This is a genomic window from Dyadobacter sp. LHD-138, from assembly GCF_030929615.1.
Taxonomy (GTDB): domain Bacteria; phylum Bacteroidota; class Bacteroidia; order Cytophagales; family Spirosomataceae; genus Dyadobacter.
In genome coordinates this window covers 1-21,244 of the sequence record NZ_JAVFVU010000056.1, presented here as the reverse complement: position 1 = coordinate 21,244, position 21,244 = coordinate 1, and the positions used below count along the sequence as shown (strand labels likewise).

The window sequence follows — 21,244 nt, the reverse complement described above, 5'->3', positions numbered from 1 at the left end:
TCTTCTGTTTACGTATTAATTAATTTACCGGATTAATTATGAATCAAATATTGTATTAAAATTATATTTATCAAATATAATAGTCATTTTTTATCATGAAAAACCAAATATTCATTTTATTTTACTCTTTTCTATAAAAATATAAACATATTTGACACTAAAATTATTTTTTAACATACTTCAATTTATTCTGTATTTAATCAGATATACGAAATATTATAAACATCATAATACATATTAATAATCGAATGTTTATTATTTTTTTACCATTTGAAAAAATATGGGCACAAAAAAGCCCGCTTTTCAGCGGGCTTTTCAATAACTTCAAGTGAGTACACATTAACTATTCACCATGCATCCATGCTTTTTTAGCAAATAATGTCTCTTCTTCTTCTTCGTTGTCCGGATCGGGTACACAGCAATCAACCGGACAAACAGCCGCGCATTGAGGTTCTTCATGGAAACCAACGCACTCTGTACATTTATCTGATACTATATAATAGAATTCGTCAGAAACCGGTGACTGCTTTTCTTTTCCGCTAATCACGGTGCCGTCTCCAAAATCTACCTCGTCCAAACTTGTTCCATCCCCCCAAGTCCATTCAACACCTCCCTCATAAATAGCCGTGTTGGGGCACTCTGGCTCGCACGCCCCACAATTTATGCATTCATCGGTTATCATTATAGCCATAGTCGCCGGATTGTTTATATTTGTTCCTATTTTTCTCCTTAATAGACTAACAAATATAACTATTTATAGTTTCCAGACAATCAGAAAAATAAAAACACATTTCCAGATTTAATTATTTTCAGTTCCATTGTAATGATATCAAGAAAAAAACGCATAAATGCCTTTATTAGCCTCGGAAAATTTCTGTCGGATCCTCAAAACGCGGAATATTCGCAGGAACTATCCATTGCTGCGCATAGAAAAAACAACTGGTTTACGCCGGAAAACACGCTTGAATCATTAGCTGCCATTGCAGAAAAGTTTCTTTCCGAAGAAAAACTTACCGCATGGGTCAATCAATATCCGGAATCAGGATCTTCGCTAAAAATCGGGGTTATCATGGCGGGCAATATTCCGGCAGTTGGCTTTCATGATGTTTTATGCGTATTGATAAGCGGACATATTTTACTGGCAAAACCCAGCTCAGACGACCCAGTCCTGATACCACGCCTTCTGGAAAAACTTGTTGAAATAGAACCGGAGTTTGCATCCTACATCTTTTTCGTTGACCGGCTTAATGATTCCGACGCCTACATCGCGACAGGAAGTGACAATACGGCGAGATATTTTCACTATTATTTTTCCAAAAAACCTAATATTATCCGTAAAAACCGGACTTCCCTTGCCGTCATTTCCGGCAATGAAACGAACGAAGAGTTATTTGCGCTCGGGAAAGATATGCTGCAATATTATGGCCTCGGCTGCCGCAATGTTTCCAAATTGTTTATACCGAAAGGATATGATTTTACCAAGTTCTTCGAGGCCATCCAATCCCTTGATCATCTATACCTTAATCATCATAAATACTTCAATAATTACGAGTACAATAAGTCGATTTTACTCGTAAACCGAACAGAACACTATGATAATGGTTTTTTAATGCTGACAGAAAGTACTGCGCCAGTTTCTCCGATCAGTGTCGTCCATTATGAAACTTATGAAAATATTGAGACTGTACAGGAATACCTGAACCTGAACGCCGAGAAAATTCAGTGTGTCGTAAGTCATGACAACCTGATTCCTGCTGCCGTACCTTTTGGAAAAACCCAGCAGCCCGGCCTTTCAGATTATGCCGATGAAGTGGATACAATGGCTTTTCTAGCCGGTTTTTAACCTTATTAATAATGAAGAGCAATTGTGATTCATTTAATAATCCCGATTGCTCTTCATTTTACTGACCAAATGCCCACTTCAAAAACACTGGGAAAGCACGTGACCAGGTTTCCGGGTTATGCTCTCCTGCCTCCATTTCATAATAATCAATATCTTTTTTCCAGACATATCCTTTCCGCTCCAATTCCGCTATGCATTCCAGCGTATCCTGAATGGAATCGATAATGCCATCTCCGTCTCGGTCGTCGGTTTCATCATTTTTACCGGTTTGAAACCAGAATTTCAAATCCGGTTTACCAGCACTATCCCTGATCTGTTCATGCATAATCCGGTCGGCATCACGATAACCGGCATCCAGTGCTTTTTGCCGCCACCACAACGCGCCTGAAAAAACACCCGCTTTTGAAAAAACGTCGGGATGATTCCACACCATATCAAGCGCCATAAGTCCGCCCAGAGAAAAACCTGCATAAACGCTATGGCCCTTTTGAACCGCATAATGCTGCACCATAAAAGGCAGTAATTCCTTCAAAACAAAATCCGTTGTAGCCTGCGCCTTACTTCCCCGATGTGCATAATCCGGCTTATGCGCCGTTCCATATTCCTGTAAACGATCCGCCCCGGCCTGAATACCCACCACAATAACCGGCGCAATAGCCTTAGTTTTTTGGAGATCCGTTAAAACCGAATTCATTCTCAAACGCCCGAAATCCTGTCCGTCATTGATCAGCAGCAATGGATAGGAAACCCCCTCCTGATAATGAAGCGGCAACCGCACAGAAATGCGGACCTCACGATGAAGATATAACGACGGAATGGCTTGCTCGATAGCGACGAGCTCTTGATCTGATGAAAGCAAAATGACCGTGGCAAAAGTTAAAACCGGAAAGGTAATAGATGAAAGGCTTTAATAAAAATATTCTCGAATCGGAAGTTTAGCGCAAATGAGCATCACCAAAACGCCCCGTTTTCAATTATTTGCATCTTATAATTTGTTTCGTATATTTCAAGAAGCAACTTAAAACACATCACATTGGAGGAGAAGCATATAAAATACTATTCGCACCACCTCGGACGCGATATCGAGATGCTGGTGTTTGGAAACTGGGGCTATCCTATTCTGCTATTCCCGACTACCCTGGGGAGGTATTATCAGGCCAAAGATATGGGACTGATTGAATCTGTTCGCGGGTTGGTTGAATCGGGAAAATACAAGATTTATTGTATCGATTCCGTCGATGCGGATTCCTGGTATGCAAAACATTTAAATCCGGAAGCGCGGGTTTTGAACCATATTCAATACGACAAATTTCTGGCCAGTGAGCTGGTTCCATATATCCGGCATGAATGCAATGTTGACAGAATCGGTGTGGCCGGTTGCAGTTTCGGAGGATTTCATTCGGCTAATTTCGCATTCCGCCATCCCGGAACTGTCGCCTATCTGGTAAGCATGAGTGGTGCTTTTGATATCAGAAATTTCATGGACGGTTTTTATGACGACAATGTCTATTTCAGCAATCCCGTGGATTTTATGCCCAACGAGCAAAGCTGGCGGTTCGGCCATATGAAAATTATCCTGGGAACTTCGGAATGGGATATTTGTCTGAACAGTAATATCAAAATGTCGGATATCCTGAATGAAAAAGGAATCGACCATTGGCTGGACATCCGTGGCTGGGAAAAACACGACTGGGCACTCTGGAACGGCATGTTCCCCGACTATTTAAGTAAAATGATGTAAAAGATTTTGTCAGGTACAACGCATTAACAACAAACAATCATGAAAAAAATCGGGATTCTTTATGGAATGGAAAATACCTTTCCGCAGGCATTTATAGACCGTGTCAACAGCAAAGGTGAAAAAGGAATTATTGCAGAGGCCGTCACCATTGAAAAAGTTATCCAGGCCGATCCGACCGAATACGCTGTAATCATCGACCGCATTTCTCAGGACGTTCCTTTTTACAGGGCTTATTTAAAAAATGCCGCTTTAAGTGGGACTGCAGTCATTAACAACCCCTTTTGGTGGAGTGCCGATGAGAAGTTTTTCAATAACGCGCTAGCCGAAAAAATAGGCATTCCGGTACCTAAAACAGTCCTTCTACCTTCAAAAGAACGCCCTACGGATACATCTGAAACCTCGTTCCGCAACCTCGCTTTCCCACTTGCCTGGGAAGAAATGTTCAAATACATCGGTTTTCCCGCATACATGAAACCGCACGACGGCGGTGGCTGGAAAAGTGTTTATCAGGTAACCGACCCGCACGATATGTGGCGAAAACATGAGGAAACCGGCCAGCTGATCATGATGCTTCAGGAAGAAATCCAGTTTGATGATTATTTCCGCTGTTATTGCATTGGACAAAAAGACGTCCTGATCATGCCTTATGAGCCTCGCAACCCGCACCACTTGCGCTATGCATCCGAAATAAAAGCCAAGGGAGAAGCGGCCAAAAAACTGCTGGCTACGGTCAAAGAATATACATTGAAACTAAATATAGCGCTGGGTTATGATTTCAATACCGTTGAATTTGCGGTACGTGACGGAATTCCAATTGCGATTGATTTCTGTAACCCTGCACCTGACGCGGACATCTATTCGGTGGGTCCTGAAAATTTCGAATGGGTCGTTGAAACTGCCGCGAAAATGGCTATTGATCGTGCAAAAAAACATAATCCGGGACAAACCAATCTAACCTGGGGTACTTTTATAAAAGACTCCGTTACCGTTGCTGCTGCTGTTCCTAAACTTGTGAAAGAAGTAAAAATTGCGGCTCCGGCAAAACCTGAAACACCTGCGCCAAAAAAAGCTGCTGAAAGTAAAGCAGCCCCTGTCGCACCGTCAAAAAATCCGGAAGTAAAAACAAAGGCAGCAGCCCCCGCACCGGTTCCATTTGAAGATGTTCCCAAGAAAAAAACAGAGGAAGTAAAAGTGGCGGCTCCTGCCAAAGCTGTTAAAAAGGCATCAGCCCCCACAAAAGCCGTTGCCAGTACGACGGCCAAAAAAGCTACGACACTGGAGCCTGCGAAAAAAGCGGGCGTAAAACCAGCGAAGAAAAAATAAAAGCCAACATATTATTTATCACAGTTTCATATTATGGCGACTTTCACACTCGGAATTGAAGAGGAATTTCAAACAATCGATCCCGTTACAAGAAACCTGCGTTCGCATATGTCCAAACTCGTTGAGGATGGCAAGATTACGCTGAAAGAGCGGGTAAAAGCTGAAATGCACCAGGCTGTGGTGGAAGTCGGTACCAACATCTGTCATAATATTCAGGAAGCGAGAGAGGAAGTAACTTATTTGCGAAAAATGATTCTGGACCTCGCCGCCAAGCAGGATTTGCAGGTGGCGGCAGCCGGAACACATCCTTTTGCGGACTGGGTCGAACAGCTGATAACGCCCGATCCGAGATATGACGAGATTATTGATGAAATGAGGGACGTTGCCCGCGGCAACCTGATCTTTGGACTGCACGTTCACGTAGGCATCGAAAATCGCAACGAAGCCATTGAGATTATGAATGCTGTCCGCTATTTTCTTCCTCACATTTATGCTTTGTCGACGAACTCGCCATTTTGGTGCGGTCGCAACACGGGTTTTAAATCTTACCGCTCCAAGGTTTTTGATAAATTCCCAAGGACAGGCATTCCGGATTATTTCGCGAGTGCTTCGGAATATGATGAGTACGTCAATCTGCTGATTAAAACGAAATGTATTGATAACGGTAAAAAAATCTGGTGGGATATCAGGCTTCATCCTTTCTTCAATACAATTGAGTTCAGGATGTGCGATGTGCCCATGCGCACGGACGAAACCATTTGTCTGGCGGCGATCATGCAGGCTTTGGTTGCTAAAATCCACAAGCTTCACCGAATGAACCTCAACTTCCGGCCTTATCACCGCATGCTGATCAATGAAAATAAGTGGCGGGCAGCACGTTATGGCATTCAGGGAAAACTGATTGATTTTGGCAAACAGGAGGAAGTCGAATATAAGTTGCTCGTTGCCGAACTCCTCGAATTCATCGACGACGTTGTGGATAAACTCGGAAGTCGGCACGAAATCGAATACATCCACCAGATTCTGGAAATGGGTACTGGCGCGGACAGACAACTGGCGGTTTTCGAAAAAACGAATGATATGAAAGCGGTGGTCGACTATATTGTTTCCGAAACCAGGGTCGGAATAGCCTGATCGCATTTCACAGACAGCAATTCCGGCTCTCTTTCAAACCGGAATTGCTGTCTGCAAAGGACAATTATCATGAATTTTTCTTTTTGTTGATTCAAATGAGGAACTTTGCAGTCTGAAGTAAATTAAGAAAACAAAACAGGCTCAGGAGATTATCAGACATAAACTTTTGACCAGACCAACAATGAACAACGATAAGAAACATTTCAGAATTGCCATTCTGGATATGTACAACGGCTTTGAAAACGAGGGGATGCGTTGTATTAAAAAAATTATTACTGAGTTTGGCGAGCTGGAATCGCTTGATTTAACCTACGAAATTTTTAACGTCCGCCAGCATCTGGAAGTACCGGGCATGGACTTCGACGCTTACATATCGACAGGAGGACCGGGAAATCCAGCCCCGGTCGGAGAAGCCTGGGAACGGAAATTTTTCCGGTTCCTTGACAAGGTAACCGAGTACAACGCCAACCGCCACAACCGCGTAAAAAAACATTTGTTCCTGATATGCCACTCCTTTCAAATGGCCTGTATCCACTGGCAGGTCGGGACAGTTGGCAAAAGAAGAAAAACCTCCTTTGGCACGTTTCCCGTTCATAAAACTTCCGGCGGCAGAAAAGACGCCTTATTGAACCCGCTACAAGACCCGTTCTGGATCGTTGACTCTCGTGATTTTCAGGTTATCCAACCAAATCAGTTTGTTATCGACAGGATGGGGGCTAAAATCCTGTGTCTGGAAAAAATTCGTCCGCATGTCAAACTCGAACGTGCCATGATGGCGATACGTTTCTCCAAAGAAATTGTCGGCACTCAGTTTCACCCGGAAGCTGATGCAGAGGGGATGCTGCGATATTTTTTGAGAGAGGAGAAAAAAACAAGTATCATTGCCAATCATGGAGAAGCGAAATACAATGACATGATTGAGCATCTGAACGATCCTGACAAGATCAGGATGACTGAATCGGTGATCATACCTACTTTTTTAAAGATCGCTTTTGACAAAATACAGAGCGTATCAACAGTACCGGCAATGTAACCAGGATATAATTAATGCGTAACCCATAAATTCAGGCAGATGCATCAGCAAGCACGGAAAACTTATAACCAGTCTTTTACAGAAGATAAATACCAGCAGTTTTTAAATTCAATTGCGTCAGATTATCCTGATACACTCGATTTCCGTGTTGCTGAAACACCTGTTTTTGTCCCAAAAGACCTGAAAGAGAAGCTGATTGAAGCCTGTGACGAAATTATCGAAACAATTATTTCAGATGATTTCAAAGCCCAAACGGACCGTGCCATTCCCACCGACCAGCATGTTCCAAATGAAAACGGCCATTCCTCGTTTCTGGCTATTGATTTTGCTGTTTGTAAAGATAATAACGGTGCGCTCATTCCTCAGCTGATCGAATTACAAGGGTTTGCCTCCTTGTATGCTTATCAGGGTTATATATCGGAAGTTTTCAAAAGGAATTTCCCTGTGCCAGACCGTTTCAACTACGCCTTTGGTGCTGAAAATTTTGACGATTATATTGAGAAATTGAAAGAACTGATTGTTGCGGACGAAAACCCCGAACAGGTTATACTGCTGGAAATTTTTCCGGAAAAACAAAAAACACGTATCGACTTTGCGATCACAGAAAAGCTGCTGAGCGTAAAAGCAGTTTGTTATACCAAATTAATAAAAGAAGGCCGGAAGCTTTTCTACGAAAAAGACGGTCGTAAAATTCAGGTAAAACGGATTTATAACCGGTTGATTTTTGACGATTTACAAAATTATCCGGATCCGCAAACCAGTTACCATGTTACGGACGACGTAGATGTAACCTGGGTTGGCCATCCCAACTGGTTCTTCCGGATCAGTAAATTTACGCTGCCCTTTCTCAATAGCCGCTATATTCCTGAAACAAAATTTGTATCCGATTACCAGGGTTCTTTTCCTGAGGATCTGGAAAATTTTGTGTTAAAACCGCTCTTTTCATTCGCCGGTGCAGGCGTTCAGTTGCATGTCACAACGGCTATTTTATCAAAAATTAAGGATCCTGAGAATTACATTTTACAAAAAAAGGTTGCCTATGAGCCGATCATCCAGGCTCCTGACGGTCTTGTTAAATGTGAGATCCGAATGATGTACAGCTGGCCAGACAATGCGGTCAGACCAGCATTGCTCACCAGTTTAAGCCGGTTGAGCCGGGGTGAAATGATTGGCGTAAGGTTTAATAAAGATTTCACCTGGGTGGGTGGAACGGCCTGTTTCTTTGAAAGCTAATCGAAAAAATGAACGCATTGACTTCAAAAAACATAACAAATAAAATATAATAAGTATTAAAAGTATAATTATTACTAAATGCACATTTCACATCGTCAACACTTTTTTGACCATATAGCCCAAACATCCGATTATCCGCTTGCCCTTGAAATTGAACGCGCAGAAGGCGTATACATGTACGGAACAGACGGAAAACGATATCTTGATCTTATTTCCGGCATCGGTGTCAGCAATGTCGGGCATCGCCATCCGGAAGTACTGGCCGCCTTGCATCAGCAGCTGGACAAGCATATGCATTTGCTGGTGTACGGTGAATTTGTCCAGAGTACACAGGTAGAACTTGCAAAAGAACTTACCGATACGCTGAATTTTGAATCCGAAAATCCCTCCCCTTTCGGAAAAATCAACAATGTATATTTCACCAACTCAGGCACAGAAGCGGTGGAAGGCGCGATGAAACTGGCGAAAAGGTTTACGGGCCGGACCGAATTCATTTCCTGCTTCAATGCCTACCACGGCTCTACGCAAGGTGCTTTAAGTCTTTCAGGCTCTGAATCTTTTAAGCGGAATTTCCGTCCACTTTTAACCGGAATCAGGAACATTGAGCATGGCAAAATGGAAGATTTGCAATACATCACCACCCATACCGCTGCTGTAATTATTGAAGTCATTGGCGGCGAGTCCGGTGTGCGTGTGCCTTCTTCCGAATATGTTAAGGCGTTGCGTAAAAGATGTACGGAAGTTGGCGCATTATTAATTTTGGATGAGGTGCAAACAGGTTTTGGCCGGACAGGATCATTCTGGGCTTTCGAGCCATTTGATATTTATCCGGACGTATTGCTAAGTGCCAAAGGGATGGGTGGCGGCATGCCGATTGGCGCTTTTATGGCTTCTCAGGAAATCATGAGTGTTTTCAAAACCAACCCGATCCTGGGCCACATCACCACTTTCGGAGGACATCCGGTGAGTTCTGCTGCTTCGTTAGCCACCCTTCGGGTTACGCTAAAAGAAGAGCTTGCAGAAAAAGCAATCGCTAAGGGGGCACTGTTCAAATCATTGTTAATACATCCCAAAATCAAAGAAATCCGTGGAAAAGGTTTGATGCTTGCCGCTGAGATGGAGTCATTTGAGGTACTTAAGCAAACCATCGACAAATGTATCGAAATGGGTGTGGTTACCGATTGGTTTCTTTTTTGCGATAATTCCATGCGGATCGCTCCTCCGCTGACAATAACAGAAGAGCAAATCCGGGAAGGCTGTAAGGTTATTCTGGACGTATTGTCTAGCAACTGATACAAATCATTTTGCTGCAAATTCACTGGAGAATGATGATATTCCTGTGAATTTATTTTTTATTTGATGCCCGGAACGGAATAACCCTATAAGATTTTGGCTTATCCGTTTCCAAAAATTGACATCACAAAAGATATTCCTGATTATTTAACACCATACATTATGCAAAGATTAGAAAATGAAAAATTCAGGATTGCCGTACAAACACTTGGTGCTGAACTTTGCCAGATTCAATCGAAGTCAACCGGAAAAGACTATATGTGGAACGCTGATCCGGATATATGGGGAAGTTATGCACCCGTTCTTTTTCCGGCAATCGGAGCGATAAAAGGTGGTTTTGTTTTGATCAAAGGGAAACCCTATAAAGTACCCAGACATGGATTTGTGCGTAATAACCCGCATGTCAAACTCGTTGATAAAACAGAAAACAGTCTCACTTTTGGTCTAACATATAGCGAGCAAACGCTGCAAATTTACCCTTATGCATTCGAATTTCTGATTACTTATACACTGGAAGAAAACAAAATCACGGTTGATCATCAAGTGGTCAACCATGGTGATGCGCCGATGTTATTCTCCCTGGGCGCACATCCGGCTTTTAAATGCCCGGTTAATGATGGTGAACAGTACGACGATTATTATCTAGAATTTGAAAAAGTTGAAACCGCACCGACATGGCTTTTAGAAAAAGAGGGCCTCGTAGGAAAAAATACGAAACCGGTACTGGAAAACACGAATGTACTTCCCCTAACCCCTCATTTATTCGACAATGATGCTTTGATTTTCAAAAATCTGGCCTCGCAAAGTGTAAGTCTGAAAAGTAAGAAATCGTCGCAAGTTGTGCGCGTGTCTTATGCAGGATTTCCATATTTGGGGATCTGGGCTAAACCTAACGCCAATTTCGTTTGTATAGAGCCTTGGCTCGGCATCGCAGATAATGCTGACAGCGACCATAATTTTGAAACCAAGGAAGGAATCCTCAGCCTGGCTGCACATAAAACTTTTAATGCTTCTTACTCGATTGAAATAGAGGAATAATTGATGAAAACCCTGTATCTCGTTGTTGTCTTGTTCTGTGCTTCCCAAATCTCTGTTTTCGCTCAGCCGAAACTGGATATGGAAGGATTGAAACTAAAAATTTCGAATGCGTTAAAAAAACATCATGGCACTTATGCCATCGCATTTAAGGATTTAACAACCGGAGAAGAACTCTCTATCAATGCACATGAGTCTTTTCACGCGGCCAGCACAATGAAAATGCCTGTGATGATTGAAGTTTTCAAGCAGGCGGCACAGGGAAAATTCGCATTGACGGACTCAATTGTCGTCAAAAATGAGTTCAGAAGTATCGTGGATGGGAGTCCTTACAGCCTGGATTCCCTTCGGGATGGTGATCATACACTTTACCGCCAGATCGGTCAGAAACGTGCGATCCGGGACCTTGTTTATGAAATGATTATTGTCAGCAGCAACTTCGCAACCAATATGATCATTGATCTTGTTGATGCAAAAAAGGTGACGCAAACCATGCGAAAACTGGGCGCAAGTAACATACAGGTGCTCAGGGGTGTGGAAGATACAAAAGCCTTTCAAAAGGGCTTGAACAATACTACAAACGCCTATGATTTACGATTAATTTTCGAAAAAATGGCGACTGGCAAAATTGTGAATGAAGAGACCTGTCAGGCAATGATCAAGATTCTGCTGGATCAAAAATTCAATGAAGTGATTCCGGGCAACTTACCTCGAGATATAAAAGTTGCCCATAAAACCGGGTCGATAGTCAAAGTTCAGCACGACAGCGGCATTGTGTTCCTTCCGGATGGGCGAAAGTATGTGCTGGTTATTTTATCAAAAGATTTTGACAATGACGAAGCCAACAAGAAAATGCTTGCTGGTATTTCAGAAATGATTTACTTGAATTTGAGATAGTATTTTCCCGGTTTAAAATCCATAATTATAAAATACAATCAGGGAACTCCGATGGAGTTAACTAACCTAATGAAAAATAATTACTATAAACAGGACACCCGAATCGGGTAATGATATAAACACGCCAGGATTATTTTCAATAAGTAGCAGCTCTATAGAGCTTCCTGTTTATAGAAAGACGTATCTTAGAAAAAATCCAGCTCCATTGGAGCTCCCTCTGTCACCATCGACCAACTCACAGGGAATTGACTAACATTATCCAAACAAAAAAATTGCTATCAACAGGGTGCCCGAATCGGGCAATGATGCAGACACATTTTTATATACGCGCCCAATAAAAAAGGCTCCTTTCGGAGCCTTTTTTATATAAATCCAAGACTGTTAAAATTAAACAGTTGCTTCGATTTGAGCATTTAATTTATCTTCCAAAGTAGTTTTAGGCACAACACCTACAACTTTATCTACCAATTGACCACCTTTAAAGATCATCAAAGTAGGGATACTGCGGATACCAAATTTAGCCGGGATTGCTGAATTCATATCTACATCCATTTTACCGATAATGGCTTTACCTTCATACTCTCCTGCCAATTGTTCAACAACCGGTCCGATCATTTTACAAGGGCCACACCATTCTGCCCAGAAATCAACGAGTACAGGCTGATCGCCCTGAATAAGTTCTTCAAAAGTGCTATCGGTAATTTCAAGTGCTTTTCCCATGTCAATAAGTGTCTATTTTGATATTAATTAGTTGAGGTAATAATGAAATAAGTGTTATAAAAGTTCCGGAATTCTTGAATTTCCATTCTAATTGAGAGAAAAGTCCACGCCCGGAAATCCCTTTAATGTTTTAAATAATTCGTTGGTTGGTGAAACACGGTAATTGCGCAACGCCATCTCTACCTCCAAATGAGTCTCAGGATCCTTAACGGTCATATTTACAGGACATTGACCCGGATTATTGCTAAATGTTTCACGCAACAAAGTAATAAACTCGGCGTCTATCTGATCCAGCGTAAGATTAACTTTTATTTTTCTGCACATTTTATCCCGGATTTCAGTCAGTAATTGAATAGAAGAAATTTTGAATTCGAACTGGTCTTCCTGTTTCCAGCGGTTCTGTATTTTCCCTTTAATATATAGAAATCTGCCAATTTCGAGGTAATTTTTAAACTTTACACAATCCTCGCCCCCCAGAAGCATTTCAATAGAACCTTTATAATCCTCTATTTTAAAAATGATAAACGGATTGCCATTTTTAGACATTCTTTCCATCACACTCGTGACAATCCCGCCTACACTAATATCCTTTCCAAAATGTTTGGGAGCACGTTCTCCTTCAGGAATCACCATCAGTTCATTCAGGGTACCATTGCAAAAATTATCCAGCTCTATCCTAAAAGTATCCAGCGGATGCCCCGAAATATAAAAACCGACCACTTCCTGCTCATAACGCAGCTTAGCAAGATCCTCCCAAGGTTCCATATCAACAGCCTTTGGTTTACTTATATCTCCTCCACCACCAGAATTACTAAATAAATTTGGAGCATTATCTGTATGATAATTATTCGCATAACGAATTAATTTTTCAATAAATGTCCCATTCCCACCTATTTCGGTAGCAAAATATTGCGCTCTATGATAATCTGTGAAACAATCAAATCCACCAGCATAAGCCAGACTTTCCAGTGTTTTCTTATTCACTGTCCTTAAATTTACCCGGGTAATGAAGTCGAAAATATCTTTAAACGGTCCGTTTGCGTCACGTTCTTCGATGATCGATTCCACCGCAGCGTCACCACTTCCTTTTACACCGGCCAACCCAAATCTGATCTCTCCGATACCGGTTGCATTAAACTGTCGGTCGGACTGGTTGATATCCGGACCCAAAACCCTAATACCCAGATTCTTACATTCCTCCATAAAGAAGGTTATTTTTTCAATGTTGCCCAGCGAGCTCGTTAAAACCGCCGACATATATTCAGCCGCATAATGTGCCTTTAAATAAGCAGTTTGGTAGGCTACAAAAGCATAACAGGTTGAGTGTGACTTATTAAAGGCATAAGACGCAAACGCCTCCCAGTCAGTCCAGATTTTTTCTAGCTTTTTCAGATCCAGGCCTTTTTCTTCTCCGCCTTTCATGAAATAACCCTTCATTTTATTCAGGGTTTCAATCTGCTTCTTACCCATTGCTTTACGCAATGTATCCGCTTGCCCTTTGGTAAAACCGCCCAGTTTCTGGGACAAAAGCATTACCTGCTCCTGATAAACCGTAATCCCATAGGTATCGGCCAGATATTCTTCCAGCTCTGGTAAATCGTATGTTATTTCTTCCTGTCCGTTTTTACGTCGGATAAAGTTTGGAATATAAGCAATGGGGCCTGGACGGTATAACGCGTTCATCGCAATTAAGTGCTCAAAACGGTCAGGAATAAGATCTCGCATGTGTTTTTTCATACCATCGGATTCAAACTGGAAAATCGCGTTGGTATCACCTCTCTGGAAAAGTTCGAAGACTTTTGGATCATCCAAAGGGATATCGTCAATGATGATTGTTACATCATGATTCCGTTTGATCAGACGAAGTGCTTCCTTTATAATGGTCAGGTTTCGCAGGCCTAAAAAGTCCATTTTAATTACACCCGCATCTTCAATGATCTTCCCCTGATACTGGGTAATCAAAAAGTCAGAATCTTTGGAGGTACTTACCGGAATAATCTCCGTTAAATCACTGGGTGCGATGATAATCCCGGCCGCGTGAATACCCGTGTTACGAACCGTTCCTTCCAGCCTTCGGGCTTCCTGCAAAACACTCGCCTGAAGATCATTTCCGGAAATGATCGCGCGCATCTTTTTCACGTTATCCAATTCCTCGGGCGCAATCCCTTCTTTCTTTGTCAAACTTCCTTCGCCTTCCAGGGGCGCAGAGAAAATTCTTGACAAAGTCATATTGTATGCAGGCTTATCCGGCACCAGTTTTGCCAGCATGTTGGCATCCTGCAAGGGCAGGTCCATCACCCGGGCAACGTCCTTGATCGCAGATTTTGCGGCCATGGTACCATAGGTTACAATTTGTGCAACCTGGTTATAGCCATATTTTTTCACTACATAATCGATCACTTTCTGCCGACCTTCATCATCGAAGTCCGTATCAATATCGGGAAGTGAGATACGGTCAGGATTAAGAAAACGCTCAAAAAGCAGATCGTATTTAATTGGATCAATGTTCGTAATCCCCGTACAATAAGCTACCACCGAACCCGCCGCGGAACCACGGCCCGGGCCAATGAAAACCCCCATTTTCCGACCGGCATCAATAAAATCAGCCACAATAAGAAAGTAACCGGGGAAACCCATGTTACGGATTGTGTTCAGTTCAAAGTTTAAACGGTCCTCAATTTCAGGTGTTATGGTCCCGTATTTAAACTTCGCTCCTTCAAAAGTCAGATGACGCAGATACTCCCACTGGTTCAAAACATCGGCTGTTAGCTCCTTGTTACCAACCATTTCAGACAAGGTGTGTGTCTTAAATTCTTCCGGAATCGGGAAGTTTGGCAGAAGGATATCTTTGTGGAGGTTCAGCGTTTTAATCTTGTCAACGATCTCGTTGGTATTGTCTATCGACTCAGGTAAGTCGTTAAACAATTTCATCATTTCGCTGGTATTTTTGAAATAGAACTGATCGTTGAAAAATGCAAAACGAGAGCCTTTCGGAATGCCTTTATCGTCATCAAAATCTTTCGCAGACGGGGTGCTTTGCTTATCTCCTGTGTTGATACAAAGTAAAATATCGTGGGCATTCCAGTCATCCCGATCCACGTAATGGGAATCATTGGAGGCGATAATTTTAACGTTATATTTTCTGGCAAAACGCACCAGCACTTCATTGACAATATACTGGTCCCTGATTTCGTGACGTTGCAACTCCACATAAAAATCATCCCCGAAAAGATCCAGCCACCATCTGAATTCTTTCTCAGCCTCAGCCTCTCCTTTTCTGATAATCGTTTTTGGGATAATTGCCCCGATACAACAGGTTGTTGCAATAAGCCCCTTGTGGTATTTGACAATCAGCTCTTTATCGATTCGCGGATACTTACCATACATCCCCTCAATAAAACCGAGCGAACACATTTTTACCAGATTTTTATATCCGATTTCATCCTTTGCCAAAAGCAACTGGTGATGACGAACATCCTTTTTTTCCTTTGTAAACTGGCGAATATGGCGGTCTTCCACCACATAAAATTCACAGCCGACAATTGGCTTTATACCTTGTTTATTACCTTCCGCCACAAATTCAAAAACCCCGAACATGTTTCCGTGATCGGTAATGGCAACGGCTGGCATGTTATCTTCTTTTGCCTTTTTGAAAAGCTTTTTGATATCAGCAGCACCATCAAGCAATGAAAATTGGGTATGGCAGTGTAAGTGGGAAAATTGCATATTATTATTTGGGAAATTCGCTCAATCAATCATTCTCTCATGCTCTCATTCAATCATTACAATCGAATATCCTCGGCTTCCGGATTTGCATCGTACAATATATAATTCATAAAATCGATATAAGGTTTCAACAATTTCATTCCTGCTACGATTGAATCGGCGAAGTCCTTTGCGGTCACATCCTTATCCGAAAAACGGTGCATAAAGAAAAGTTGCTTTCTTCTCAATAGCGCTATTTCCGGGTGGTCCTTGGGATATCCCTTTGGCGCGGTCTTTAAAGATTCACCCCATATTTCCGGGAAATACGTCCGGAATTCTTTATCGTGAATAATCCTTTTCAGCTCATCGGCATTGTAGTCAACTTCCTGACGATACTTACCCAATTGCTCGGCAGTGGCGTCCCACATTCCGCCGCCAAGGAAGGATTCCCCATCCGGCTGAATATGTAAATAATAATCCACCCTTCCTGAGCTTCTACCCCCATGGCCTATCCCGGCACTTAAATTACTTTTATAAGGATCTTTATTTTTAGAAAAACGAACATCCCGGTTGATCCTGAAAATGCAGTCTTTGACCTGTAAATTTCCCAGATCATGAAATTTACCTACTTCAATAATGAGTTTTCCGACCAGTTTTTCGAGGTCTGCCTTGGCGTCGTCGTATCTTTTTCTGTTTTCAAGAAACCATTCCCTGTTATTATTTTGAACTAAGTCTTTGAGAAATTTTAGTGTTGATGACTGAAGCATAAATATTTTCTGAGTTAAATATCAGGTTTTAACGTTTTGTAAACATTAGACCATTTACAAATATCAAATTTACCACGTTTTTCTGAATCAATTTAACGAATTTTACAAATTCAAAGAACTAAGTTTCTTTGCAACGCATAATCAACTGAAAATTATGAACGTTCAATTTTTGTCAAACGAAAAGGGGAAGAAGACGGGTGTTCTGCTAACCATGGAAGACTGGAAAGAAATCCAGAAAAAGCTGGAAAGAGAAAAAATGTTCGCCTCTTTGAGCAAATCCGTTGAAGAAATGAAATTGATGCGGGAAGGAAAACTACCTAGTCCCGATATTAACGGGTTATTTAATGACTAAAATAACTTACACGCCTGAATTCAAAAAAGAGTTTAAGAGGTTATCCAAAAAATTCGCATCACTCACCCAGGACATGAAGGATCTGGTGGCGGAACTAGACAAAAATCCGGCACTTGGCAAATCTATCGGCAAAAATATTTTTAAAATCAGGTTAGGAATAAAAAGTAAAGGAAAAGGCAAAAGAGGTGGCGCAAGAGTGATCACGTATCTGTACTCCTTTCATAACGAGTTATATCTGCTTTATTTATATGATAAATCAGAACAAGAATCCATATCAACAAAAGAAATTGAGTCAATAATCAATTCCATAACAGAGTAAAATCTTTTTCAATTCGCATACAATACAAAATGGCCAGAATTCTTACCGGGATACAAAGTAGCGGACTTCCACATTTGGGAAATCTTTTGGGCGCTATCCAGCCTGCTATCGAACTATCCAAAAATCCAGAAAACGAATCTTTTCTTTTCATTGCGGATCTTCATTCGCTGACCACCCTTAAAAACGGAGCCGAACGTGAGTTGTATGTGCGTTCTATTGCCTCAACATGGCTGGCCTTCGGTTTTGACACCGATAAAAATGTTTTCTGGAGACAATCCCGCGTGCAGGAACACGCTGAACTTTCCTGGTACCTGAGCTGCTTCACGCCTTTTCCGATGCTGGCCAATGCAACTTCTTTCAAAGATAAAGCTGAAAAATTGGCTGATGTGAACGCCGGGCTTTTTACTTATCCTGTGTTGATGGCGGCTGATATCTTACTTTACGACGCCAATATTATTCCGGTAGGAAAGGACCAGAAACAGCATCTTGAAATGGCCAGGGATATCGCCACACGCTTTAATCTGCTTGCCGGCGAAGACTTGCTGATTCTTCCGGAAGCAAGAATTGACGAGAAAATGATGACCATTCCCGGTATTGACGGCCAGAAAATGAGTAAGTCCTACAACAACTACATCAATATTTTCCTTCCGGAAAATGAATTGAAAAAGGTTGTGAAAAAGATTGTTTCTGATTCCACACCGCTGGAAGCACCAAAGGATCCGAATGCTGATATTACTTTCAAAATTTACTCCTTACTGGGTTCTGAAACGGAAGTTGAAACCATGCGTCAGAATTACCTTAACGGAGGTTACGGCTTCGGACATGCGAAACAGGCACTTTTAGAAATAATTTTGGAAAAATATGCCGAGCCACGCCGTATCTACAATTATTATATGGAAAATACGACGGAGCTTGAAGGTATCCTGCAAGTGGGTGAAGAAAAGGCGCGTGCAGTAGCCCGTCAGACGATTTCCAAAGTACGCCGGGTGCTCGGTTTCGGCAAATGACGTCGGCTGTTGACATATTTGTTCACGGCGATCAGCAGCTCTTTCTCTGGCTGAATGGCAAAAATGCGCCCTGGCTGGATGCCATCATGTATTGGATCACATTCAAATACACCTGGATTCCTATGTACCTGGCGTTGCTTTTTATAACCATTAAGGCGGAGAAGAAACGGGCAGCAGCTATTATTGTCACTATTCTGGTGGCAGTTATCCTGTCGGACAAAGTTGTTTCAGGCGTTATGAAGCCTTATTTCGGCCGTTTTCGTCCCTGTCATGAACCTTCGCTGGCCGGACTTGTTCATAACATCGGCGGGTGCGGCGGTATGTTTGGCTTTGCTTCCGCGCACGCGGCCACCAGTTTCTCCCTGGCGCTCGTCTGGTTTCAACTGACTAAGAATAAGATTGGTAATATAGGCTGGTTATTCGCCTGGGCGGCAGTTTACTCTTACAGCAGGGTCTATGTCGGCGTGCATTATCCTGGTGATATTTTCGTCGGGGCTGTGGTTGGCCTCCTCGTTGGCTGGGTATGTATTCAACTTTATTTAATTTTTTTGAAGAAATACCACTCTAATTAATTGATTTTTATTAATTTTGCGCAAATTTTAGTTTGGCCATGGGCTCTTTTAATACAGTAAAAATATTTTCAGGAAGTCAGTCAGAGTACCTGGCAAAAGACATTGCAAGGTACTACGGCAAGGAGTTGGGTGGATACACATTGCGCAAATTCAGCGACGGTGAACTATCCCCAAGCTTTGAAGAATCGGTACGCGGATGTGATGTATTTATCATCCAGTCCACCTTCCCTCCGGCTGACAATTTGCTCGAACTACTTTTGATGGTAGACGCAGCACGCCGTGCATCTGCACATTATGTTACTGTGGTAATCCCGTATTTCGGATATGCACGTCAGGACAGAAAGGATAAACCCCGCGTGGCCATTGCCGCCAAAGTGGTGGCAAATCTGTTAACATCCGTGGGTGTAGACCGTCTGATGACTGTGGATCTGCATGCCGGACAAATACAGGGCTTTTTTGATTTGCCTGTGGATCACCTGGAAGGGACTTCTATTTTTGTTCCCTACATCAAATCCCTGAACCTTAAAAATCTGCTTATTGCTTCGCCTGATATGGGTGGTGCAGCCAGAGCGCGCAATTTTGCCAAGTTCCTGAATGTGGATATGATCCTTTGTGACAAACACAGAAAAAGAGCGAACGAAATTGCGAGTATGCAGGTGATTGGTGAGGTTGAAGGAATGGATGTCGTGCTTGTAGATGACCTGATCGATACCGGCGGAACATTATGCAAGGCCGCTGAAATTATCATGGGCAAAGGAGCAAACTCGGTCAGAGCGGTTAGTACGCACCCGATTATGTCCGGAAAAGCACATGAAAACATTGCCAATTCTGTCCTTGAGGAATTAATTGTTACCGACACGATCCCTCTTAAGCAACAGAATGATAAAATACGCGTATTGTCAGTTGCGGAGCTGTTCGCAAAAGCAATCGGGCGTATCCGAGATCATGAATCTATTAGTTCATTGTTTATAAATTATCAGTAAATTTTTATTTTTTTTAACTTTAATTATTATTCTTATGAAAACGCATGAGATTGTAGGGTTTAAAAGAGCGAATCTCGGCAAGGTGGAAGCTCAAGAGTTACGTGCTCAGGGTTATGTTCCGTCTGTGCTGTATGGTGGAACTGAACAAGTGCATTTTTATGCACCGGCTATGTTGTTCCGCACACTGCTTTTCACTCCGGATGTATTTAACGTTACCTTGAACATCGAGGGAACTATATATAACGCGATTTTACAGGAAAAACAATTCCACCCTGTAAATGATATGTTGTTACACGCTGACTTCCTTCAGATCATTGATGGCAAGGAAATTAAGGTTGATGTACCTGTAAAATTAACAGGAGCATCTGCTGGTGTAATGAAAGGTGGTAAAATGAACCAAAAATTGCGTAAATTGCGCGTACAAGGTTTGGCAGATAATATTCCTGATTATGTAGAAGTTGATGTAACTGAACTTGATCTTGGAAAGTCTGTTAAAGTGGGTGCTGTTAATCCACAAGGATTTGTTATCCTTACAGCGATCAGCAACCCGATTGCCTCAGTTGAGATCCCACGTGCACTTCGTGGTACTTTGGGCAAATAATAAGTATTTTATTTTTCATGGCTAATAGATGCAAACGTGCCGACCTTTGGTCGGCATATTTGTTTTACAACCGTTTTGTTTTCATAACTTCACAGCAGAAAGATTCACGTTTCGGAATACTTGTTTTTGAAATAAAATGGATAAACTGTTTAGCGTTAACTGGCATGACATGATCATTCCCAGCCAGTCGCTACTGGAAGTATGTATCAGAGGAACCATCACTTACTGGATCATTTATCTCTGCATGAGGTTATTCAGGCGCGGAGCCGGTCAGTTAAGTATCAGCGACCTGTTGCTGATCACCATGATTTCCGACGCGGCGCAAAATGCCATGGCAGGTACCTACAATTCGATCAGCGAAGGCGCCGTCCTGATCCTGACCCTTGTTTTCTGGGATTACGCCATCGACTGGATGGGTTATAAAAAAGTGATCTTCGGAAAATTTGCAAAGCCTGAACCCATTCTCCTGGTGCGAAACGGCAGGCTGATCAGGCAAAATATGGAAAAGGAGCTCATTGACGAAGAAGAGCTCATGTCCCTGCTCCGGGAAAAAGATGTGGATGACTATAGGGTGTCCAAACCACGGGTAACTATTTGACTTTTAGTTTTTTGTAACAAAAATTAACCCCGAAAATGTCCATTGCTGAGATATTTCGGGGTTTTTGTTTATCTTAAGGTTACCAAGC

21 protein-coding genes are annotated in these 21,244 nt (G+C 42.2%); 16 read left to right on the top strand and 5 right to left on the bottom strand.

Going from position 1 to position 21,244, the window contains the following annotated elements:
• Nucleotides 1-343: 343 nt before the first annotated feature.
• Nucleotides 344-691, bottom strand: coding sequence for a 4Fe-4S dicluster domain-containing protein (locus RB622_RS28020; protein ID WP_308050124.1), 348 nt, complete (start codon nucleotides 689-691; stop codon nucleotides 344-346).
• Between the two features lie 132 nt (nucleotides 692-823).
• Between RB622_RS28020 and RB622_RS28015 the strand changes: the two genes are divergently transcribed.
• A complete protein-coding gene (locus RB622_RS28015) occupies nucleotides 824-1,843 on the top strand; it encodes an acyl-CoA reductase (RefSeq protein WP_308050123.1) in 1,020 nt (339 codons plus the stop codon).
• Between the two features lie 58 nt (nucleotides 1,844-1,901).
• Here RB622_RS28015 and RB622_RS28010 read toward each other — a convergent pair whose 3' ends face one another.
• A complete protein-coding gene (locus RB622_RS28010) occupies nucleotides 1,902-2,702 on the bottom strand; it encodes an alpha/beta hydrolase-fold protein (RefSeq protein WP_308050122.1) in 801 nt (266 codons plus the stop codon).
• Between the two features lie 174 nt (nucleotides 2,703-2,876).
• Here RB622_RS28010 and RB622_RS28005 point away from each other — a divergent pair, with 174 nt between their 5' ends.
• The 8 genes from RB622_RS28005 to RB622_RS27970 all read left to right on the top strand — a co-directional run bounded on the left by RB622_RS28005 (nucleotide 2,877) and on the right by RB622_RS27970 (nucleotide 11,532).
• Nucleotides 2,877-3,584, top strand: a complete 708-nt coding sequence (locus RB622_RS28005) for an alpha/beta hydrolase-fold protein (RefSeq protein ID WP_308050121.1) — start codon at nucleotides 2,877-2,879, stop codon at nucleotides 3,582-3,584.
• A 39-nt stretch (nucleotides 3,585-3,623) separates the two neighbouring features.
• The gene (locus RB622_RS28000; RefSeq protein ID WP_308050120.1) at nucleotides 3,624-4,907 is read left to right on the top strand and encodes a glutathione synthase; all 1,284 of its coding nucleotides are present in this window, start codon (nucleotides 3,624-3,626) and stop codon (nucleotides 4,905-4,907) included.
• A gap of 33 nt (nucleotides 4,908-4,940) precedes the next feature.
• On the top strand, nucleotides 4,941-6,041 hold the full coding sequence (locus RB622_RS27995) for a carboxylate-amine ligase (protein WP_308050119.1): 1,101 nt from the start codon (nucleotides 4,941-4,943) through the stop codon (nucleotides 6,039-6,041).
• Between the two features lie 181 nt (nucleotides 6,042-6,222).
• On the top strand, nucleotides 6,223-7,074 hold the full coding sequence (locus RB622_RS27990; RefSeq protein WP_308050118.1) for a glutamine amidotransferase-related protein: 852 nt from the start codon (nucleotides 6,223-6,225) through the stop codon (nucleotides 7,072-7,074).
• 39 nt (nucleotides 7,075-7,113) lie between these two features.
• Nucleotides 7,114-8,307, top strand: coding sequence for a hypothetical protein (locus RB622_RS27985; protein WP_308050117.1), 1,194 nt, complete (start codon nucleotides 7,114-7,116; stop codon nucleotides 8,305-8,307).
• Between the two features lie 78 nt (nucleotides 8,308-8,385).
• On the top strand, nucleotides 8,386-9,600 hold the full coding sequence (locus RB622_RS27980; RefSeq protein ID WP_308050116.1) for an aminotransferase class III-fold pyridoxal phosphate-dependent enzyme: 1,215 nt from the start codon (nucleotides 8,386-8,388) through the stop codon (nucleotides 9,598-9,600).
• 162 nt (nucleotides 9,601-9,762) lie between these two features.
• Nucleotides 9,763-10,638, top strand: coding sequence for an aldose 1-epimerase family protein (locus RB622_RS27975; RefSeq protein WP_308050115.1), 876 nt, complete (start codon nucleotides 9,763-9,765; stop codon nucleotides 10,636-10,638).
• A gap of 3 nt (nucleotides 10,639-10,641) precedes the next feature.
• Nucleotides 10,642-11,532: a serine hydrolase gene (locus RB622_RS27970; RefSeq protein WP_308050114.1), complete on the top strand. Its 891-nt coding sequence runs from the start codon at nucleotides 10,642-10,644 to the stop codon at nucleotides 11,530-11,532.
• Between the two features lie 387 nt (nucleotides 11,533-11,919).
• Here RB622_RS27970 and trxA read toward each other — a convergent pair whose 3' ends face one another.
• The 3 genes from trxA to RB622_RS27955 form a co-directional block, all read right to left on the bottom strand.
• The gene (gene trxA / locus RB622_RS27965) at nucleotides 11,920-12,252 is read right to left on the bottom strand and encodes a thioredoxin (protein ID WP_308050113.1); all 333 of its coding nucleotides are present in this window, start codon (nucleotides 12,250-12,252) and stop codon (nucleotides 11,920-11,922) included.
• An 87-nt stretch (nucleotides 12,253-12,339) separates the two neighbouring features.
• Complete coding sequence (gene dnaE, locus RB622_RS27960; protein ID WP_308050112.1) at nucleotides 12,340-15,978, bottom strand: DNA polymerase III subunit alpha; 3,639 nt, start codon at nucleotides 15,976-15,978, stop codon at nucleotides 12,340-12,342.
• Nucleotides 15,979-16,034: 56 nt separating this feature from the next.
• A complete protein-coding gene (locus RB622_RS27955) occupies nucleotides 16,035-16,724 on the bottom strand; it encodes a DUF2461 domain-containing protein (protein WP_308050111.1) in 690 nt (229 codons plus the stop codon).
• A 154-nt stretch (nucleotides 16,725-16,878) separates the two neighbouring features.
• On the opposite strand from RB622_RS27955, the gene RB622_RS27950 reads away from it, so the two are divergent.
• The 7 genes from RB622_RS27950 to RB622_RS27920 all read left to right on the top strand — a co-directional run bounded on the left by RB622_RS27950 (nucleotide 16,879) and on the right by RB622_RS27920 (nucleotide 21,156).
• Nucleotides 16,879-17,076: a hypothetical protein gene (locus tag RB622_RS27950; protein WP_308050110.1), complete on the top strand. Its 198-nt coding sequence runs from the start codon at nucleotides 16,879-16,881 to the stop codon at nucleotides 17,074-17,076.
• Nucleotides 17,069-17,395: a type II toxin-antitoxin system RelE/ParE family toxin gene (locus RB622_RS27945; RefSeq protein ID WP_308050109.1), complete on the top strand. Its 327-nt coding sequence runs from the start codon at nucleotides 17,069-17,071 to the stop codon at nucleotides 17,393-17,395. Before RB622_RS27950 ends, RB622_RS27945 begins: the two co-directional genes overlap by 8 nt.
• Nucleotides 17,396-17,424: 29 nt before the next feature.
• Nucleotides 17,425-18,402, top strand: a complete 978-nt coding sequence (gene trpS / locus RB622_RS27940; protein WP_308050108.1) for a tryptophan--tRNA ligase — start codon at nucleotides 17,425-17,427, stop codon at nucleotides 18,400-18,402.
• Complete coding sequence (locus RB622_RS27935) at nucleotides 18,399-18,974, top strand: phosphatase PAP2 family protein (protein WP_308050107.1); 576 nt, start codon at nucleotides 18,399-18,401, stop codon at nucleotides 18,972-18,974. The genes trpS and RB622_RS27935 overlap by 4 nt, the downstream gene beginning before the upstream one ends.
• Before the next feature lie 38 nt (nucleotides 18,975-19,012).
• Nucleotides 19,013-19,957: a ribose-phosphate pyrophosphokinase gene (locus RB622_RS27930; protein WP_308050106.1), complete on the top strand. Its 945-nt coding sequence runs from the start codon at nucleotides 19,013-19,015 to the stop codon at nucleotides 19,955-19,957.
• Nucleotides 19,958-19,991: 34 nt separating this feature from the next.
• Nucleotides 19,992-20,558, top strand: a complete 567-nt coding sequence (locus tag RB622_RS27925) for a 50S ribosomal protein L25/general stress protein Ctc (RefSeq protein ID WP_308050105.1) — start codon at nucleotides 19,992-19,994, stop codon at nucleotides 20,556-20,558.
• 136 nt (nucleotides 20,559-20,694) lie between these two features.
• Nucleotides 20,695-21,156, top strand: a complete 462-nt coding sequence (locus tag RB622_RS27920; RefSeq protein WP_308050104.1) for a YetF domain-containing protein — start codon at nucleotides 20,695-20,697, stop codon at nucleotides 21,154-21,156.
• Nucleotides 21,157-21,244: the final 88 nt, after the last annotated feature.

Excerpts from the sequence above, each read along its gene's own strand:
- RB622_RS27925 (WP_308050105.1), top strand. The coding sequence starts at position 19,992 with ATGAAAACGCATGAGATTGTAGGGTTTAAAAGAGCGAATCTCGGCAAG.
- RB622_RS27920 (WP_308050104.1), top strand. The coding sequence starts at position 20,695 with ATGGATAAACTGTTTAGCGTTAACTGGCATGACATGATCATTCCCAGC.
- RB622_RS27975 (WP_308050115.1), top strand. The coding sequence starts at position 9,763 with ATGCAAAGATTAGAAAATGAAAAATTCAGGATTGCCGTACAAACACTT.
- RB622_RS27955 (WP_308050111.1), bottom strand. The coding sequence starts at position 16,724 with ATGCTTCAGTCATCAACACTAAAATTTCTCAAAGACTTAGTTCAAAAT.
- RB622_RS27995 (WP_308050119.1), top strand. The coding sequence starts at position 4,941 with ATGGCGACTTTCACACTCGGAATTGAAGAGGAATTTCAAACAATCGAT.
- RB622_RS27970 (WP_308050114.1), top strand. The coding sequence starts at position 10,642 with ATGAAAACCCTGTATCTCGTTGTTGTCTTGTTCTGTGCTTCCCAAATC.
- RB622_RS28000 (WP_308050120.1), top strand. The coding sequence starts at position 3,624 with ATGAAAAAAATCGGGATTCTTTATGGAATGGAAAATACCTTTCCGCAG.
- RB622_RS27980 (WP_308050116.1), top strand. The coding sequence starts at position 8,386 with ATGCACATTTCACATCGTCAACACTTTTTTGACCATATAGCCCAAACA.
- RB622_RS27985 (WP_308050117.1), top strand. The coding sequence starts at position 7,114 with ATGCATCAGCAAGCACGGAAAACTTATAACCAGTCTTTTACAGAAGAT.
- RB622_RS27930 (WP_308050106.1), top strand. The coding sequence starts at position 19,013 with ATGGGCTCTTTTAATACAGTAAAAATATTTTCAGGAAGTCAGTCAGAG.
- RB622_RS27990 (WP_308050118.1), top strand. The coding sequence starts at position 6,223 with ATGAACAACGATAAGAAACATTTCAGAATTGCCATTCTGGATATGTAC.
- dnaE (WP_308050112.1), bottom strand. The coding sequence starts at position 15,978 with ATGCAATTTTCCCACTTACACTGCCATACCCAATTTTCATTGCTTGAT.
- RB622_RS28020 (WP_308050124.1), bottom strand. The coding sequence starts at position 691 with ATGGCTATAATGATAACCGATGAATGCATAAATTGTGGGGCGTGCGAG.
- RB622_RS27950 (WP_308050110.1), top strand. The coding sequence starts at position 16,879 with ATGAACGTTCAATTTTTGTCAAACGAAAAGGGGAAGAAGACGGGTGTT.
- trxA (WP_308050113.1), bottom strand. The coding sequence starts at position 12,252 with ATGGGAAAAGCACTTGAAATTACCGATAGCACTTTTGAAGAACTTATT.
- RB622_RS27945 (WP_308050109.1), top strand. The coding sequence starts at position 17,069 with ATGACTAAAATAACTTACACGCCTGAATTCAAAAAAGAGTTTAAGAGG.
- RB622_RS27935 (WP_308050107.1), top strand. The coding sequence starts at position 18,399 with ATGACGTCGGCTGTTGACATATTTGTTCACGGCGATCAGCAGCTCTTT.
- trpS (WP_308050108.1), top strand. The coding sequence starts at position 17,425 with ATGGCCAGAATTCTTACCGGGATACAAAGTAGCGGACTTCCACATTTG.
- RB622_RS28015 (WP_308050123.1), top strand. The coding sequence starts at position 824 with ATGATATCAAGAAAAAAACGCATAAATGCCTTTATTAGCCTCGGAAAA.